Annotated in this window: 11 protein-coding genes and 1 pseudogene; 5 read left to right on the top strand and 7 right to left on the bottom strand. The window is 70.1% G+C overall.

The features are described 5' to 3' along the window. Nucleotides 1-48 precede the first annotated feature (48 nt). Entirely contained in the window at nucleotides 49-1065 is a 1017-nt protein-coding gene (locus C1I97_RS13730) for a bile acid:sodium symporter family protein (RefSeq protein ID WP_111003504.1), read from the bottom strand. A gap of 237 nt (nucleotides 1066-1302) precedes the next feature. Between C1I97_RS13730 and C1I97_RS13735 the strand changes: the two genes are divergently transcribed. Both C1I97_RS13735 and C1I97_RS13740 read left to right on the top strand, forming a co-directional pair. Then, entirely contained in the window at nucleotides 1303-3129 is a 1827-nt protein-coding gene (locus C1I97_RS13735; RefSeq protein ID WP_111003495.1) for an AMP-dependent synthetase/ligase, read from the top strand. Between the two features lie 99 nt (nucleotides 3130-3228). Continuing rightward, nucleotides 3229-4065, top strand: coding sequence for an aldo/keto reductase (locus tag C1I97_RS13740; RefSeq protein WP_111003496.1), 837 nt, complete (start codon nucleotides 3229-3231; stop codon nucleotides 4063-4065). Between the two features lie 55 nt (nucleotides 4066-4120). On the opposite strand, the gene C1I97_RS13745 is transcribed toward C1I97_RS13740, so the two are convergent. The 3 genes from C1I97_RS13745 to C1I97_RS13755 all read right to left on the bottom strand — a co-directional run bounded on the left by C1I97_RS13745 (nucleotide 4121) and on the right by C1I97_RS13755 (nucleotide 8550). Further along, nucleotides 4121-5044, bottom strand: a complete 924-nt coding sequence (locus tag C1I97_RS13745; protein WP_111003497.1) for a class I SAM-dependent methyltransferase — start codon at nucleotides 5042-5044, stop codon at nucleotides 4121-4123. Nucleotides 5045-5224: 180 nt separating this feature from the next. Further along, a complete protein-coding gene (locus C1I97_RS13750) occupies nucleotides 5225-6955 on the bottom strand; it encodes a glycoside hydrolase family 6 protein (RefSeq protein WP_111003498.1) in 1731 nt (576 codons plus the stop codon). A gap of 104 nt (nucleotides 6956-7059) precedes the next feature. Further along, nucleotides 7060-8550 (bottom strand): cellulase family glycosylhydrolase, encoded by a 1491-nt coding sequence (locus C1I97_RS13755; RefSeq protein ID WP_181446717.1) that lies wholly within the window; start codon nucleotides 8548-8550, stop codon nucleotides 7060-7062. Between the two features lie 297 nt (nucleotides 8551-8847). Here C1I97_RS13755 and C1I97_RS13760 point away from each other — a divergent pair, with 297 nt between their 5' ends. The 3 genes from C1I97_RS13760 (at nucleotide 8848) to C1I97_RS13770 (ending at nucleotide 16101) form a co-directional block, all read left to right on the top strand. Further along, entirely contained in the window at nucleotides 8848-11766 is a 2919-nt protein-coding gene (locus C1I97_RS13760; protein WP_111003500.1) for a glycoside hydrolase family 48 protein, read from the top strand. Between the two features lie 132 nt (nucleotides 11767-11898). Then, complete coding sequence (locus C1I97_RS13765) at nucleotides 11899-14574, top strand: cellulose binding domain-containing protein (protein WP_369008357.1); 2676 nt, start codon at nucleotides 11899-11901, stop codon at nucleotides 14572-14574. A gap of 333 nt (nucleotides 14575-14907) precedes the next feature. Then, on the top strand, nucleotides 14908-16101 hold the full coding sequence (locus C1I97_RS13770) for an RNA-guided endonuclease InsQ/TnpB family protein (protein WP_258382558.1): 1194 nt from the start codon (nucleotides 14908-14910) through the stop codon (nucleotides 16099-16101). A 172-nt stretch (nucleotides 16102-16273) separates the two neighbouring features. Here the strand turns inward: C1I97_RS13770 and C1I97_RS13775 are convergent, their stop codons facing one another. The 3 genes and pseudogenes from C1I97_RS13775 to C1I97_RS40660 form a co-directional block, all read right to left on the bottom strand. Further along, complete coding sequence (locus tag C1I97_RS13775) at nucleotides 16274-17068, bottom strand: class I SAM-dependent methyltransferase (RefSeq protein ID WP_111003502.1); 795 nt, start codon at nucleotides 17066-17068, stop codon at nucleotides 16274-16276. A 26-nt stretch (nucleotides 17069-17094) separates the two neighbouring features. Beyond that, nucleotides 17095-17400 (bottom strand): 4a-hydroxytetrahydrobiopterin dehydratase, encoded by a 306-nt coding sequence (locus C1I97_RS13780; protein ID WP_111003503.1) that lies wholly within the window; start codon nucleotides 17398-17400, stop codon nucleotides 17095-17097. Nucleotides 17401-17485: 85 nt separating this feature from the next. Beyond that, nucleotides 17486-17611: pseudogene (locus C1I97_RS40660) on the bottom strand (Scr1 family TA system antitoxin-like transcriptional regulator); the annotation flags it as partial.

The raw sequence follows: 17611 nt of genomic DNA on the forward strand, positions 1-17611 counted from the left end.
GGGCTGAGCGGGACGGGGCAGAGCAGGACGGGGCAGAGGGAGGCGGCCTCAGTTGCGGGCGAGGCCCGCCCCGACCGGGGCGGCCTCCTGCTGGGCCTCGGGGTCGCGGGAGCGGCGCTTGGCGATCACCGCGCAGACCATGAGCTGCATCTGGTGGAAGAGCATCAGGGGCAGTACGGCGAGTGAGGCCTGGGCGCCGAACAGGACGCTTGCCATGGGCAGCCCGGAGGCCAGGGACTTCTTCGAGCCGGCGAACTGGATGGCGATGCGGTCGGCCCGGCCGAAACGCAGCGCCCTGGCGCCGTACCAGGTCAGGGCGAGCATCGCGGCGAGCAGGACGGCCTCCACACCGAGCAGGGCGCCCAGCCGCGCGGGGCTCACCTGGTGCCAGATGCCGCGGACCATGCCCTCGCTGAACGCGGTGTAGACGACGAGCAGGATCGCGCCGCGGTCGACGAGTCCGAGGACCTTTCTGTGCCCGGCGACGAAACGGCCGATCCAGGGGCGCAGCACCTGTCCGGCGACGAACGGCACGAGCAGTTGCAGCACGATCGTGACCAGTGAGTGTGCGGAGAAGCCGCCGCCGCCGTTGCCCAGGAGCACGGCCGCCAGGAGCGGGGTGAGGACGATGCCGATCAGGGAGGAGAAGGAGCCGGCGCAGATCGCGGCGGGCACGTTGCCGCGGGCGATGGAGGTGAAGGCGATCGACGACTGGATGGTCGACGGGACGAGAGTGAGGAAGAGCAGCCCCTGGTAGAGCGGCAGGGTCAGGACGGCCGGGACCAGGCCGCGGGCGGCCAGGCCCAGCAGGGGGAAGACGAGGAAAGTGCAGGCCAGGACCGTGACGTGCAGGCGCCAGTGCTTCAGGCCGTCCAGTGCCTCGCGGGTGGACAGGCGGGCGCCGTAGAGGAAGAACAGGACGGCGATCGCGGCGGTGGAGGCGCCCGAGGCCACGTGGGCGGCCGTGCCGCGGGCCGGCAGGAGCGCGGCGATGACCACCGTGCCGATCAGCAGCGCTATGTACGGGTCGATCGGCAGCCGACTCGGCCAGTGCGGGCGTTTCACGGTGCTCCAGTACGTCACTACTTCACTCGCGCGTGTTCGTCGGCGATACGGGACCGACGGACGCTCCTCCTCCATCGTCCACCCCGCCGGAATCGGGTCGTACAGATTCAGTGGAGATTACGGTATCGAAAGGTACGGAACCGTAAGTTTTCTGTCCCTCCCCGCCCACCGTGGGGTAGCTTTCACGGCGCTGTGCGGAGCGTCACGAGGAGAGTGCCACCAGGAGGAGGAGCGGGTTTGCGCGAGTTCACCAGCCCTCCGCCGACGTTGCCTCCGCCGGTGGGCGGGCTGGCCGACGTCATCTTCCAGCACGCCGAGGACGACCCGCTGCACGTCGCGCTCGGCCGCAAGGACGAGCACGGGAACTGGCGCGACGTGACCTGTGCCGAGTTCCGCGACGAGGTGCTGGCCCTGGCCAAGGGCCTGCTGGCGCAAGGGGTCCGCTTCGGCGACCGGGTCGCGATCATGTCCCGTACCCGCTACGAGTGGACGCTGCTCGACTTCGCGCTGTGGACGATCGGCGCCCAGGTGGTGCCGGTCTATCCGACCTCCTCGGCCGAGCAGTGCTTCTGGATGCTGTACGACGCCGAGGTGTCGGCGGCGGTCGTGGAGCACGAGGACCACGCGATGACGGTCGCCACGGTCATCGACCGGCTGCCGTGGCTGCGCCGTCTGTGGCAGCTGGACTCCGGCGCCGTGCGGGAGCTGTACGACGCGGGCGCGCACATCGGCGACGACGTGGTGCACCGGCACCGGAAGGCGGTCACCCCGGACTCGGTCGCGACGGTGATCTACACCTCCGGAACCACCGGGCGGCCCAAGGGCTGCGTCCTGTCGCACGGCAACTTCATGTACGAGGCGGACACGGTCCTGGGACGCTGGGATCCGGTGTTCCGCGGCAGGAAGGGCGACGAGGCGGCCACCCTGCTGTTCCTGCCGCTCGCGCACGTCTTCGGGCGGATGGTGGAGGTGGCGGCGGTCCGCGGCAAGGTCCGCTTCGGTCACCAGCCGCAGCTGAACGCCGCCGCCCTGCTGCCCGACCTGCAGGTGTTCCGGCCGACGTTCGTCCTCGCCGTACCGTACGTCTTCGAGAAGGTGTTCGACGCGGCCCGGCGCAAGGCGGAGGAGGAGGGCAGGGGCGGGCCCTTCGAGAAGGCCGTCGAGGTGGCCGTGAAGTACGCGGACGCCGTCGAGGCCAAGGCGTGGGGCATCGGACCCGGCCCCTCGGCCGGTCTGCGGATGCAGCACCAGTTCTTCGACAAGCTCGTCTACTCCAAGGTCCGCGCGGCCATGGGCGGCCGCATACGCAACGCCATGTCCGGCGGCTCGGCCATGGACCGGCGGCTCGGGCTGTTCTTCGCGGGCGCCGGTGTGCAGATCTACGAGGGCTACGGCCTGACCGAGTCCACCGCGGCCGCCACCGCCAATCCGCCCGGGCGCACCCGCTACGGCACCGTCGGGCAGCCCGTACCGGGCGTCACCGTGCACATCGCCGACGACGGCGAGGTCCGGCTGAACGGCGGCAACGTCTTCCAGGGCTACCTCAACGACCCGAAGGCCACCGACGAGACCCTGCACGACGGCTGGCTGGCCACCGGCGACCTCGGATTCCTCGACGAGGACGGCTATCTGACCATCACCGGGCGCAAGAAGGAGATCCTGGTGACCTCCGGCGGCAAGAGCCTGTCGCCGGGCGTGCTGGAGGAGCGGGTGCGCGACCACCCGCTGGTCGCCCAGTGCATCGTCGTCGGCAACGACCGCCCCTACGTCGCCGCCCTGGTCACCCTCGACCAGGAGGCCGTCGAGCACTGGCTGCGGATGTGCGGCAAGCCGGGGATGACGGCGGCGCAGCTGGTGCTCGACGCCGATCTGGAGAGGGAGGTGCGGCGCGCGGTGGTCGCCGCCAACACGCTGGTCTCGCGGGCCGAGGCCATCCGCACCTTCCGCATCCTGGCCCAGCCGTTCACCGAGGAACACGGCCTGCTGACCCCGTCCCTGAAGCTCAAGCGCAAGGCCATCGAGAAGGCGTACGCCGACGAGGTGGAGGCGCTGTACCGGGGCTGAGCCGGTACACCGCGCGGGTCAGGAATGCGGTGCGGGTCGTGATCGTTGACGATGGAGTACCACCTGACGACTTGACCACAATCGAAGGACCAAGATTTCGTGAGCAGCAAGGTCCCCCCGATCAGCCTCAACAACGGCGTCGAGATGCCCCAGCTGGGCTTCGGTGTCTGGCAGGTGCCGGACGACGAGGCGGAGCGGGCCGTCGCCACCGCGCTGGAGGCCGGGTACCGCAGCATCGACACCGCGGCGATCTACGGCAACGAGGAGGGCACCGGCAGGGCCGTCGCCGCCTCCGGCATCCCCCGCGAGGACGTCTTCGTCACCACCAAGCTCTGGAACAGCGACCAGGGGTACGACTCCACGCTGCGCGCCTTCGACACGTCGCTGGGCAAGCTTGGCCTGGAGTACGTGGACCTGTACCTGATCCACTGGCCGGTGCCGGCCCGGGGGAAGTTCGTCGACACCTACCGGGCGTTCGAGAAGCTGCACGCCGAGGGGCGCGTCCGGGCGATCGGCGTCTCCAACTTCCTTCCCGAGCACCTGGAGCGCCTGACCGCCGAGACCTCGGTGATCCCGGCGGTCAACCAGATCGAGCTGCACCCGCACCTGCAGCAGCACGCCGCCCGTGCGTACCACGCGAAGCAGGGCATCGCCACCGAGGCCTGGTCGCCGCTCGGCCAGGGCAAGGGCCTGCTGGAGGTTCCGGCGATCGTCGCGATCGCGCAGAAGCACAACCGCACGCCGGCCCAGATCGTGCTGCGCTGGCACCTGCAGCTGGGCAACATCGTGATCCCGAAGTCGGTGACGCCGTCCCGGATCAAGGAGAACATCGAGGTCTTCGACTTCAGCCTGGACGGCGAGGACCTCGCGGCGATCGGCGCGCTGAACGAGGACCGGCGTCTCGGTCCGGACCCGGCGACGTTCAACACGGCCTGACCTCCGGCACCCGTCACCGGTCCGCGCTGTGCGCCGGTGACGGGGACCGACGTGCTCAGGAGGTCCGTACGGCCGTGTGCACGGTGTACGCCTTCAGTACGAACACGTCCTTGCGCCGGTGCACGCTCGCCTCGTCCTCGGGGTCGAGGAGACGGTCGAGGGTGGCGCGGTCGTCCTCGTCGACGCCGTCCTCGGAGGATTCGCGCAGCCGGTTCAGGGTGGCGGCGACGTAGGCGCGGGCCCGGTCGGAGACCGGGGCGGGCAGGTCCAGCAGGAAGCTGCGGGTGCGGGTGGGCTTCAGGCCCGCGGCCGCCAGCAGCGCCGGCCAGTCCTCGGTCTCGGCGACGGAACCGGGCAGTTCGGCCCGCATCCGCGTGAACCAGTCCTCCTGCACCGCGTCGAGGCGGGCCTGGAGGCCGGGGTGGCCGATGCCGATGTCCCGGGGCAGGAAGCGGGCCGGCAGTCCGCCCTCCAGCAGGGCGAGGGTGCCGCCGGGTGCCAGGCGCTCGGCGAACGCGGCGAGAGCGGCCCGCTGGTCGCCCAGGTGGTGCAGGCTGTTGCCAGCCCACATCAAGTCGGCCGGGTAGTCCAACTCGCCCAGTGAGCCCGGCAGTTCTCCGGTGACCGTGGCGAAGCGGTCGGCCAGGCCGCGGCGGGCGGCCCGGGCGCGGGCCCGCTCGAGGAGCGGCTCGGAGCCGTCCATGGCGACCACCCGGGCGCCCGGGAAGGTCTCGGCGAACAGGCAGGAGACCACTCCGGGTCCGCTGCCGGCGTCGACGATCAGGCCGGGCTCGGTCGCCTCCTTCGCCAGCCAGGCCATGGCCCGCTGGTAGAGGGGGGCGAACAGTTCCGCCTGGGACTCCAACTGCTGGGCCATCGCGGCCCAGTCGATGTCGGTGTCCCCGTGGTGGTGCTGATGGTTCCGGTGGTGGTGCCGGTGCTCCTCGTGGCCCCGGTGCTTTCGGTGCTCGTGTGCCATGGGCTGTCCGCCTCTCCTGTGCGATGCGCCCAGCCTGCTCCGACGCACCGCCGAGGGGCCACTCCTGTTGCCGGGGCGGCAAAAATCCGGGGACGCGGTGATCCGCCGGGGGCGCCGGCCCCCGGCGGATCACCGGTTCAGACGGGGTCACCCGAAGGTCACCCGCGGCTCACCCCGGACTCACGACAGCGGCGGGTAGGCGTTCTTCATCAGCTCCTGGAACTGGGCGGAGAACCAGTGCCCGGAGACCGGAGCGTTCGGCAGTGCGCCCGACATGCTGTTGTTGTTGCGGGGGTTGCCCCCGTAGGTCGGGTCGCACATCCGGTCGAAGCCCTTGCCCTCGTCGTTCGGGATCGCCGAGCTGGAACCGTCGGACTCCCCCGGAGGCTTCATCCACACGTACGCGTCGATGCCGGCGGCCGGTGCGGCCTTCGGACGCTCACCGAGACCGGCTCCCGCCTGGTTGCACCAGTTGCCCGTGTTGAGGCGCCGGTCGTAGCGCCCGCCGTCGACGTACGTGTCCACGCTGGTCTTGGGACCCGGACCGGCCGGGCGTGCCGATCCGCCCCAGCCGTTCCTGGAGGTGTCGATCAGCATGCCGATGTTCGAGTTGAAGCCGACCGAGACCAGCTTGTTGCGGAAGGCCTGCGCGAACGACAGCTCGTCGACGTACTGGTTCCAGTCCACCCACTTGGACTGGCGCACCGAGACGCCGTTCACCTGGTCGGTGATCGAGAAGTTGTTCTCCTTCAGGGCGCTGTAGTTGGCCGTGTTGGTGATGAAGCCGGCCACGTCGTTGACGCTCGCACCCTCACTGGTGGCCGCCTGCTTGAAGAGGTCGGCCGACGGGCCGAAGTTGTCGTCCCAGCCGATCCAGCCGTGGTGGCCGGCGTCGATGTAGTTGTAGACGTTCGGGATCTTGCCCAGCTTGGCGAGTGCGTAGCCGACGCCCTTGACGTAGTTGCCGTTGGCCTTCATCGTGTCGCACTGCGGTGTGGCGGTGGCGCGGCTGCCGGTGTTGGTGACGAGGTTGGGCAGCGAATCGATCTCGATCGTGGTGACGATCCGCAGCGAGGAGTACTTGGGGTCGCCGAGGATCGCCGCGATCGGGTCGATGAACTGGGTCTTGTACTTGTCGATCTCCGTCGGGCCGAGCTCGCCGTTGGAGGCGAGGGCCGCGCAGTCGCGTCCGGGCAGGTCGTAGACGACGACCTGGATGACCTCCTCGCCGCTGCCCTTCTGCTTCAGGGCCTCGTCGAGGTGGGCGCGCAGGCCCATGCCGCCGTTCACGCCGTTGATCGCGGCGATGCGGTCCATCCAGACGCCGGTGGGCTGGTTGGAGACCCGGCTGCCGCCCGGCTCGGCGGCGGCCTTCTTGGACCACTCGGGGTTCACGTAGACCTTGGCTCCGGCGTACGGGTTGTCGACGCGGCTTCCGTTGCCGGGCCCGGGGTCACCGGGACCGGGGTCCCCGGGACCGGGGTCCCCGCCGCCGCCGTCGACGTTGCAGGTGACGCCGTCGAGGGTGAAGGTGGCCGGGACGGCGTTGGTGCCGCTGTAGGTGCCCTGGAAGCCGAAGTTGACCGAACCGCCCGTGGGGAGGCTGCCGTTGTAGCTCTCGTTGGCCGCGGTGACGTTGGCACCGCTCTGGGTGACCTTCGCGTTCCAGGCGCTGGTGACCTTCTGGTTGCCGGCGTAGGACCACTTCAGCGACCAGTTGGACTTGGCGGCACCGTTGTTCTTGATGGTGACGTCGGCGGTGAAGCCGGAGCCCCAGTCGTTGGTCTTGTAGTCGACGGTACAGGGGACGGCGGCGGCGCCGGCGCTGGCGGGTCCGGCGCTCAGCGCCGTCCCCGTGACCCCGGCGACCAGGGCCATGGCGGCGAGTATCGATGTTCTGGTACGGCTCATGGGTGCGGATTGCTCCTTCTTCTGAACGGATCTCTTTCTGAACAGGAGGTGCTGAACAGGAGTTGCCGAACGGGACGTACCGAGCGGGACCTGCCGAGCGGGACCTACTGCGGCAAGGCGCGCAGATGGTCGCGCAGTCCTACGCCGAACGCCGTGGGCGTACCGTCGTAGGCGGAGATGAGGGACGGCCCGGAGGAGCAGTCCCAGGTGTTCCAGGTCCAGCCGAGGTAGGACAGACCGCGGTCGTCGAACCACTTCATGACCCGGTTGATGAACCCGTGCGAGCAGGTGTTCTCGCCGATCTCCCCGGCCACCAGCGGCACCTGGGCCGCGACCGGGGCGAGGGTGGAGTTCCAGCAGCTCTCGCTGGAACAGGTGTTGAAGTTGTAGACGTGGTAGGAGGCGGCGAGATTACCGGCCGGGTCGCTGGGCCGGTACGTCAGCCACTGGCCGAGGTCGTTGGAGTACGCGAGCCCGCCGGCCAGGATGACGTTCCTGGCGCCGGTCGCGCGGACGGCGTCGACGAGGGACTGCATGCCGGCGACCCGGTAGCCGATGCCCGGGCAGGTGCCGCCGTCGCGCCAGCACTTCCAGGCGTCCGTGAGGCTCGAGGTCGCCCGGTCCGGGTAGGGCTCGTTGAACAGGTCGAAGACGACGGCCTGGTCGTTCTTGAAGGTGTTCGCGACCGATGACCAGAACGACGGCGTGTACTGGGCGTCCGGCATCGGCTTCTGGCAGGTGGCGTGCACGTCGGAGCAGCCTGCCGAGTTGCCGGTGTACTGGCCGTAGGTCCAGTGCAGTTCGACGATCGGGGTCATGCCGTGCGCCTCGACGCGGGACACCAGGTCCTTGACGGCGCTGATGTAGTTGGCGCCCGCGTACTCGGGCTTGATGTGGGAGAGACCCAGCCAGCACTCCTCGTTGAGCGGGATGCGGACGGCGTTCGCCTTCCAGTCGGCGATCGCCTTGATCGCGGCGTCGTCGACGGGACCGTCCCAGATGCCGTAGCCCTGGACGCACATGAACTCGCCGCCGGAGCGGTTGACTCCGAGCAGTCGGCGGTTCTTCCCGCCGGCGTCGACGAGCTTGTTGCCCGAGACGCGCAGGGCGGGTGCCCTGCCGTCACCGGCCGGCGGCGGATCGGTCGGCGGCGGGTCCGTCGGGGGTGTGGACGGGTCCGAGCCGGCGTTGCACGTGGTGCCGTTGAGCTTGAACGCCGTCGGCAGGGGGTTGCTCCCCGACCAGGAGGCGAGGAACCCGGCGCTGACGCTCGCGCCGGTGCCGAGCGAGCCGTTGTAGCTCTCGTTGGCGGCGGTCACCGTCCTGCCGGACCGGGACCACTTGGCGTTCCAGCCCTGGGTGACCTTCTGGCCGCCGGGGAAGTCGAAGGTCAGGCTCCAGCTGCTCAGCGGAGCCTGGTTGTTGGTGATCCGCACGTCGCCCTGGAAGCCGGCGTCCCACTGGCCGGTGACCGTGTACTCCACCGTGCACGCGGGTGCGGCTCCGTGCGCCGTGACCGCCGGCACGACCACGCTGCCGAGGAGCGCGACCGCGCCGGTGACGGCTAAAAGTACTGAACGCGGGGGGTGTCGCATGAGCGACTCCTTGCAGCTCTGGCGCGCCGTGACGGACGCGTCGACTGATGGAACCGCTCCCACTGGTGCGAGTGAAGGTAGCGGCAAGTGGCGGCGAAGGACAGAGGGGGTGCGGACTTTCATCAAACTTCCTCAACTCAACAGTCGGGAAAGTGGATTGATGAGAGTCGAATCTTTTCGACTCTTCAAGGACCTTGACCCCCTCGACTCCCGTACGCACTATGGGAGCGCTCCCACTGGTTCATGGCTTGTCGCTCCTCCCCCACCTCTTCCGAGCCGCAAGGAGGAACCAGCACCATGCATCCCCCCCGCAGACGCCGCGTCGTGCGGCGTGTGTGGACCGCCGTCGTGGCGGCCCTCACGCTTCCCCTCGCCATGCTGTCCACGGGTGCGACCACCGCGCACGCGGCGCCCCTCCAGTGCAGCGTGGACTACAAGACCAACGACTGGGGCTCCGGCTTCACCGCCGACCTCACGATCACCAACCGCGGCACGGACGCCATCAACGGCTGGACGCTGACGTACGCCTACTCGGGCAACCAGAAGCTCTCCAACGGCTGGAACGGCATCTGGTCGCAGTCCGGTCAGACGATCACCGTGAAGAACGAGTCGTACAACGGGACGATCGCCGCCGGGAACGCGGTGAACACCGGTGCCCAGTTCAGCTACAGCGGCACCAACGCGGCCCCGACGAGCTTCGCGGTCAACGGCACCACCTGCGCCGGCGCGCACCAGCCGCCGGTGACGGTGCTGACCAGCCCGGCCCCGGGCGCGGTCTACACCCAGGGCACCGCGGTGCCCCTCGCGGCGACCGCCGCGGCGGCCGACAACGCGACCATCACCAAGGTCGAGTTCTACGACGACACCAAGCTGCTGGGCACGGACACGAGCGCGCCGTACACGCTCTCGGCCTCCGGTTTGACCGTGGGCAGTCATTCCCTGGTGGCGAAGGCCTATGACAGCCTCGGCGCCTCCGCGGAGTCCACGCCGGTCGGCATCACGGTCGCCTCGGGTCCCGCCGTGGTCGCCTCGCCGACCCAACTGGGCATCCAGCAGGGCAAGACGGGCACCTTCGACGTGAAGCTGTCGAACCAGCCGAGCGCGAACGTGACGGTGAGCGTCGCCCGCACGTCCGGCAACACGGGTCTGTCGGTGACCGCCGGCTCCTCGCTCACCTTCACGCCGTCCAACTGGAACACCGCGCAGAAGGTGACCGTCACCGCGAACTCCTCCGGCACCGGCTCGGCGGTCTTCACGGCCTCGGCGACCGGCTACACCAACGCCACGGTCACCGTGACGCAGCTGGCGGCCTCCAAGGCGTACGACGCCCGTTTCCTGGACCTCTACGGGAAGATCACCAACCCGGCGAACGGCTACTTCTCCCCCGAGGGCATCCCCTACCACTCGGTGGAGACGCTCATCGTGGAGGCGCCCGACCACGGTCACGAGACCACGTCGGAGGCCTACAGCTACCTGCTCTGGCTGCAGGCCATGTACGGCAAGGTGACGGGCGACTGGTCCAAGTTCAACGGCGCCTGGTCGATCATGGAGAAGTACATGATCCCCACCCACGCCGACCAGTCGACCAACTCCTTCTACACCGCCTCCAAGCCGGCCACGTACGCGCCCGAGATGGACACGCCCAGCCAGTACCCGGCCAGGCTCGACACCGGGGTGTCGGTGGGTCCGGACCCGATCGCGGGTGAGCTGAAGTCCGCGTACGGCACGGACGACGTCTACGGCATGCACTGGATCGAGGACGTCGACAACGTCTACGGCTACGGCAACACGCCGGGCGGCCAGTGCGAGGCCGGCCCCACGGCCAAGGGACCGTCGTACATCAACACCTTCCAGCGCGGCCCCGAGGAGTCGGTCTGGGAGACGGTGCCGCAGCCGACCTGCGACGCCTTCAAGTACGGCGGCAAGAACGGCTACCTGGACCTGTTCACCGGGGACGACTCCTACGCCAAGCAGTGGAAGTTCACCAACGCCCCGGACGCCGACGCGCGCGCGGTGCAGGCCGCGTACTGGGCCGATGTGTGGGCCAAGGCGCAGGGCAAGAGCGCCGACGTGTCGGCCACCGTCGCCAAGGCGGCGAAGATGGGCGACTACCTGCGGTACGCGATGTTCGACAAGTACTTCAAGAAGGTCGGCAACTGTGTCGGGGCCTCCTCCTGCCCGGCCGGCACCGGCAAGGACGCCTCGCACTACCTGCTGTCCTGGTACTACGCCTGGGGCGGTGCGACGGACTCCTCGGCGGGCTGGGCCTGGCGCATCGGCTCCAGCCACGCCCACGGCGGCTACCAGAACCCCCTGGCCGCGTACGCGCTGAGCAGCTACGCCGACCTGAAGCCCAAGTCGGCGACCGGTGCGGCCGACTGGAGCAAGTCGCTCCAGCGCCAGTTGGAGTTCTACCGGTGGCTGCAGTCCTCCGAGGGCGGCATCGCGGGCGGCGCGACCAACAGCTGGCAGGGCCGGTACGCCACCCCGCCGGCCGGCACGCCGACCTTCTACGGCATGTACTACGACTGGCAGCCGGTCTACCACGACCCGCCGTCCAACCAGTGGTTCGGCTTCCAGGCCTGGTCGATGGAGCGGGTCGCCGAGTACTACCAGCAGACGGGGAACACCACCGCGAAGGCGGTCCTGGACAAGTGGGTCAAGTGGGCGCTGTCCAAGACCACGGTCAACCCGAACGGCACCTTCCAGATTCCCTCCACCCTCCAGTGGTCGGGCCAGCCCGACACCTGGAACGCCTCCTCCCCCGGTGCCAACAACAACCTGCACGTCACCGTCGCCGACTACACCAACGACGTCGGCGTGGCCGCCGCGTACGCCAAGACCCTGACGTACTACGCCGCCAGGTCCGGTGACGCCCAGGCCAAGTCGACGGCGAAGGCGCTGCTGGACGGCATGTGGAGCAACTACCAGGACAGCCTGGGCATCGCCGTCCCGGAGACCCGCACCGACTACAGCCGCTTCAACGACAAGGTGTACGTGCCGAGCGGCTGGACCGGCACCATGCCGAACGGCGACAGGATCGACTCCTCGTCGACGTTCAGCTCGATCAGGTCCTTCTACAAGAACGACCCGGCCTGGTCGAAGATCGAGTCCTACCTCAAGGGCGGCGCGGCCCCCAGTTTCACGTACCACCGGTTCTGGGCCCAGGCCGACATCGCCCTCGCCATGGGTTCGTACGCGGAGCTCCTCGAATAGTCCCCGCTGAAGGCTCCGTGTGCACGGTCCCGTCATCGGACGACGGGGCCCCCTGACCGGGCGGTTCCCCTCACGGGGCCGCCCGGTCGTCACATGCCTCTTCCTCCTGTCTCCTCCGAGAGGAGCCCCACCGTGCGAAGAACTCCCCGCAGGGGCCGCGTTCTCACGGCCGTGCTGGCGCTCGCCGCCGGACTGCTGGCCAGCGCCCCCTCCGCGCTGGCCGCGCCCGCCGCACCCGCCGCGATCGCGGCGGACACGTACACCTGGAAGAACGCCCGTATCGACGGGGGCGGCTTCGTCCCCGGCATCGTCTTCAACCGCAGCGAGAAGAACCTAGTCTACGCCCGCACCGACATCGGCGGCGCCTACCGGTGGCAGCAGTCGACGAAGACCTGGACCCCGCTGCTGGACTCGGTCGGCTGGGACACCTGGGGCCACACCGGCGTCGTCTCCCTCGCCTCCGACTCCGCCGCCCCGAACAAGGTGTACGCGGCCGTCGGCACGTACACCAACAGCTGGGACCCGGGCAACGGCGCCGTGCTGAGGTCCGCCGACCGCGGCGCGACCTGGCAGAAGGCCGACCTGCCGTTCAAGCTCGGTGGCAACATGCCCGGGCGCGGGATGGGCGAGCGGCTGGCGGTCGACCCGAACAGGAACAGCGTCCTGTACCTGGGCGCGCCCAGCGGCAAGGGCCTGTGGCGGTCGACGGACTCGGGAGCGACCTGGTCGAAGGTCGCGAGCTTCCCGAACGCCGGCACCTACGTGCAGGACCCGGGCGACACGTCCGGCTACGCCAGTGACAACCAGGGCGTCGTCTGGGTCACCTTCGACGAGTCCACGGGTACGTCCGGCAACGCCACGAAGACGATCTACGTCGGGGTCGCCGACAAGGGCAACGCGGTGTACCGCTCGACGGACGCGGGCGCGACCTGGCAGCGGCTGTCCGGCCAGCCGACCGGGTACCTGGCCCACAAGGGCGTGCTGGACGCGAAGAACGGCTACCTGTACCTCGCCTACAGCGACAAGGGCGGACCGTACGACGGCGGCAAGGGCCAGTTGTGGCGGTACGCGACCGCGACCGGCACCTGGACGAACATCAGCCCGGTCGCGGAGGCCGACACCTACTACGGCTTCAGCGGCCTGACCGTCGACCGGCAGAAACCGGGCACGGTGATGGCCACCGCCTACAGCTCCTGGTGGCCGGACACCCAGATCTTCCGCTCCAGGGACAGCGGCGCGACCTGGACGCAGGCCTGGGACTACACCTCGTACCCGAACCGCTCCAACCGCTACACGATGGACGTGTCGTCCACACCGTGGCTGACCTTCGGCGCGAACCCCTCGCCGCCCGAACAGACCCCGAAACTGGGCTGGATGACGGAGGCGCTGGAGATCGACCCGTTCGACTCCGACCGGATGATGTACGGCACGGGCGCGACGATCTACGGCACCGAGAACCTCACCAAGTGGGATGGCGGCGGCCAGTTCGCCGTGAAGCCGATGGTGCAGGGCCTGGAGGAGACCGCGGTGAACGACCTGGCCTCCCCGCCCTCCGGGGCCCCGCTGCTCAGCGCCCTGGGGGACATCGGCGGCTTCCGGCACACGGATCTGACGAAGGTCCCGTCGATGATGTTCACCTCCCCCAACTTCACCACGACCACCAGCCTGGACTTCGCCGAGTCGAACCCGAACACGGTGGTCCGGGTGGGCGACCTGGACTCGGGGCCGCACATCGCCTTCTCGACCGACAACGGCGCCAACTGGTTCGCCGGCACGGACCCCTCGGGGGTGAGCGGCGGCGGCACGGTCGCGGCCGGGGCGGACGGCAGCCGGTTCGTGTGGAGCCCGGCGGGGACGGGCGTGCGGTACACGACGGGGTTCGGCTCGTCGTGGTCGGCGTCGGCCGGGATCCCGGCGGGTGCGGTCGTGGAGTCCGACCGGGTGGACCCGAAGACCTTCTACGGCTTCAAGTCGGGCAAGTTCTACGTCAGTTCGGACGGCGGTGCGACCTTCACGGCGTCGTCGGCCTCCGGTCTGCCGAGCGGTGACAGCGTGCGCTTCAAGGCGCTGCCGGGCGGCAAGGGCGACCTCTGGCTGGCGGGCGGCGCGAGCGACGGCGCGTACGGGCTGTGGCACTCCGCCAACGGCGGCGCGAGCTTCACCAGGCTGACGAACGTCGAGCAGGCCGACACCGTCGGCTTCGGCAAGGCGGCGAGCGGCGCCTCGTACCAGACGCTCTACACGAGCGCGAAGATCGGCGGGGTACGGGGCATCTTCCGCTCGACCGACAAGGGCGCGAGCTGGACCCGTATCAACGACGACGCCCATCAGTGGGGTTGGACGGGCGCGGCGATCACGGGCGACCCGCGGGTCTACGGCCGGGTGTACGTGGCGACCAACGGGCGGGGCGTGATCTACGGCGACACCTCCGACACCAGTGGCGGAGGCGGGAACCCGGGCGACGGCGACCCGGGCGGCGGAGGCACGGGCGCCTGCGCGGTGGCGTACAAGGTCACCAACCAGTGGGGCGACGGCTTCCAGGCCGAGGTGCAGCTGACCAACACCGGCTCCACGGCCTGGAACGGCTGGTCGCTCACCTGGTCCTTCCCGAACGGGCAGCGGATCACCCAGCTGTGGAACGCCGAGCACACCCAGTCGGGCGCCGCGGTGACGGCGAAGAACGTGATCTGGAACGGCACTGTGGCCGCGGGCTCGTCGGTGGGCTTCGGCTTTACGGGCAACTGGTCGGGGACGAACGGCACACCGGCGGCCTTCAAGGTCGGTGACCAGTCCTGCACTGTCGGCTGAACCAAAGGGACGTATGCCGGAGCATGCGCCCCTCGCTGGTGCTGGGCGTGCCGCAGGAGAAGGACCTCCTGGGGAAGGTACGGATTCACCTGGATCTGGTGAGGACGCCCAGGCGTTCACGCTGGGGTGGGGGTACCGCCCGCTTGCGGGGGAGAATCGCCTCCTGTTTCAGCGACGCGGAGCCCCTCCGCATCCGCCCCCGGACGCGGAGGGGCTGCGTGGCTGCCCGGCAGAGCCGGGAAATACGAACACACGACCCAGAAATCACCGGGACCGGTGGTCGTGGAGGAAACGGCGGTCGTGCGTGCGGTGGCCGTACTACGGTCCGGGTCTGTGAAGCTGGTGGTGCAGGTGAAGCTGCTGCCGACGCCCGGGCAGGCGTCGGCGCTGGAGGCGACCCTGCGTGCCTGCAACCGGGCCGCCACCTATGCCTCGCAGGTTGCCTTCGCCAAGGACCTGAAGGACCGCAACGGTCTGCAGAGGGAGGTGTACGCGGACCTGAAGGCCACCTTCGGGCTGTCCGCGCAGCCGGCGGTGCGGGCGGTGAAGAAGGTCGTCGACGCCTACGCCACCCTGCAGGCGAATCTGCGGGCCGGGAACCTGGGCCCGCCCACCTCCAGGCGGTACCGCAGGGCGGCCGGCGCCCCGATCGTCTTCCGGCCCGAGGCGGCGCAGCCGTTCGACGACCGCTGCCTGTCCTGGCAGTACGACGCGCACACGGTGTCGGTCTGGACCGTGGACGGGCGGATGAAGGGGATCCGGTTCGCCTGCTCGCCCGACCAGCTCAAGAAGCTCGTCGAGTACCGCAGGGGCGAGAGCGACCTGGTCCGACGCGGCGGAAAGTGGTTCCTCATCGCCGCCTGCGATATCCCGGAACCCGAGCCGTATGAGCCGGTTGACTTCATCGGCGTGGACCGGGGGATCGTGAACCTGGCCACCACGTCCGACGGCACCAACTACCAGGGCCGTCGCCTGTCCCGCTACCGGCGCTGGCAGACCCGCAAACGCGCCGAACTCCAAGCCAAGCGCACCCGCTCGGCCACCCGCCGCCTTGCGCGCCGCGCACAGAAGGAGCGCCGTCATGCCACGCACGTGAACCACAAGATCAGCAAGGAGATCGTGTCCGTCGCGGTGGGGGTACCCCCTGCTCGAGCGAAGCCGAGAGCTTGGGGGAGCACCGGTCGCGGGATCGCCGTCGAGGAACTCGGCGGGATCCGTGAGCGGGTACGGCTACGCCGCGACCAGCGGGACACGCTTTCCTCCTGGCCCTTCCACCAGCTCGGCCAGTACCTCGCCTACAAAGCCAGGCGGGCCGGGGTGCCGTTCATCGAGGTGGACGCGGCCTACACCTCGCAGCGCTGTCCACGCTGCGGGCACACCGAGCGGGCCAACCGGCCCGACCGGGACCACTTCCGCTGTCGTCGGTGCGGCCTCGCTGGGCCCGCCGACCACGTCGCCGGGATCAACGTGCGCGACCGCGCACGCTCGGCGTGGGTGTTCGTCACCGCACCCGCACCCGCGCCCTGAATTAGGGGCTGGGTGGATGCGACCCGTGACCGTCCCGTCGTAGGGGGCAGTCGGGAGCGCGACGAGGTGTGAACGACCGAGTGCACAGGCCCGGCCGTTCACGGCCGAGAAGGTGACGGGCAACTGGTCGGGGACGAACGGCACACCGGCGGCCTTCAAGGTCGGTGACCTCTCAGTTGCCGCCGTGCGTAAGGAAGCTGCCGTGCAGCGAAGGAATGTGGGCGCCGGGCGGTCTGCGGAAGGCCCGCAGGGTGAAGACCGGGTCCGGGCGGGGGCGGTCCTGGTCGGGCAGGGCCGCCAGCCGGGCGGCGAACTCCTCGCTGAGCGGCTCGCCGGGCGGCAGCGTGACGAACCAGCCGCGCCGCAGGTCGGCGATGGTGCGGCGGGGGCTGCGGCCCTGGCCCCGGCCCGGGAAGCGGTCCCGGCCGGCCGGGAGCAGGCCGTGCTCGGTGGCGTACCGGACGACCAGGTTCTCGGCGTCCCGGGCGGGGGTGCGCGGCCGGGAGGCGAGGACCGCGTCGATGTCACTGCCGACGTTGTGCGCGGCGGCCTTGTCGACCGTGGTGACGTACACCCCGCCGGGCCGGAGCACCCGGGCGCACTCGGCGACGGTGGCCCGCGCGTCCTCGGGGCTCGGCGCGAGGTGCAGCAGCCACACGCTGGTGACGGCGTCGAACCGCCCGTCCGGGAAGGGCAGGCGGCGGCTGTCGGCGAGCACGACGGCGCCGGGCAGGCGGACCGCGGCGTGCCGGGCCATCGCGTCCACCCGGTCGACGCCGGTGACCCGCAGTCCGGTACGGGCGGCGGCGAGGCGGCGGGTCACGATGCCGGTGCCGCAGCCGACGTCCAGCAACTCCCGCGCCCCGTACGGTATGAGGCCGAGGACGGCCCGGGCCGCGGCGGCCGCCCTGGGCTCGCCGCCGCGCGAGGCGTCGTAGTGCTCGGCTTCCTTGTCGTAGTCCAGCACGCGGCCTCCCCCGTCCCGGCGGCCGCTCAGCCCGCCCCGTGTCCGGGGGCGAGGTCCTGCACCCGGCGGGCGAGTTCGAAGTCCTTCTCGGTGACGGCGCCGCCCGCGCTGTGGGTGTTCACGCTCAGCGAGACCGTGTGGTAGCCGAGGGTGAGGTCGGAGTGGTGGTCGAGCTCCTCCTGCACCTGGGCGATGTGCACGACCATCGCCGCCGCCGCGAAGTGCGAGCCGAGCCGGAAGGAGCGGGTGAGGCGGTCCCCGTCGAGGGACCAGCCGGGCAGCTCGGCCAGCCGGTCCTCGATCTCCTCGCGCGACAGCGGTTCGACGGCCATGGCTGTTCCCTTCCTGGGCGTGGCCCGACGGGCGCGTACCTGTTCAGACTGCCACAGGAGGGCCGCCGCGTCCCTGGTCGGAAGGCGGCGGCTGCTCGCGTTCCAGGATGCGCTGTCGTTCCATCCGGGCCGCCACCAGGCCTTCCAAGTCGTCCGGCATGCCCGTGGCGAGTACCGACCGTGCGTACTCCTCCGTCTGCAGCAGCCCGTA

The sequence above is a fragment of the Streptomyces sp. NTH33 genome, from assembly GCF_003236365.1.
Classification (GTDB): Bacteria; Actinomycetota; Actinomycetes; order Streptomycetales; family Streptomycetaceae; genus Streptomyces.

Bases quoted from the DNA above. Each gene is read 5' to 3' on its own strand.
- C1I97_RS13750 (WP_111003498.1), bottom strand. From the start codon at position 6,955: ATGAGCCGTACCAGAACATCGATACTCGCCGCCATGGCCCTGGTCGCC.
- C1I97_RS13755 (WP_181446717.1), bottom strand. From the start codon at position 8,550: ATGCGACACCCCCCGCGTTCAGTACTTTTAGCCGTCACCGGCGCGGTC.
- C1I97_RS13745 (WP_111003497.1), bottom strand. From the start codon at position 5,044: ATGGCACACGAGCACCGAAAGCACCGGGGCCACGAGGAGCACCGGCAC.
- C1I97_RS13760 (WP_111003500.1), top strand. From the start codon at position 8,848: ATGCATCCCCCCCGCAGACGCCGCGTCGTGCGGCGTGTGTGGACCGCC.
- C1I97_RS13780 (WP_111003503.1), bottom strand. From the start codon at position 17,400: ATGGCCGTCGAACCGCTGTCGCGCGAGGAGATCGAGGACCGGCTGGCC.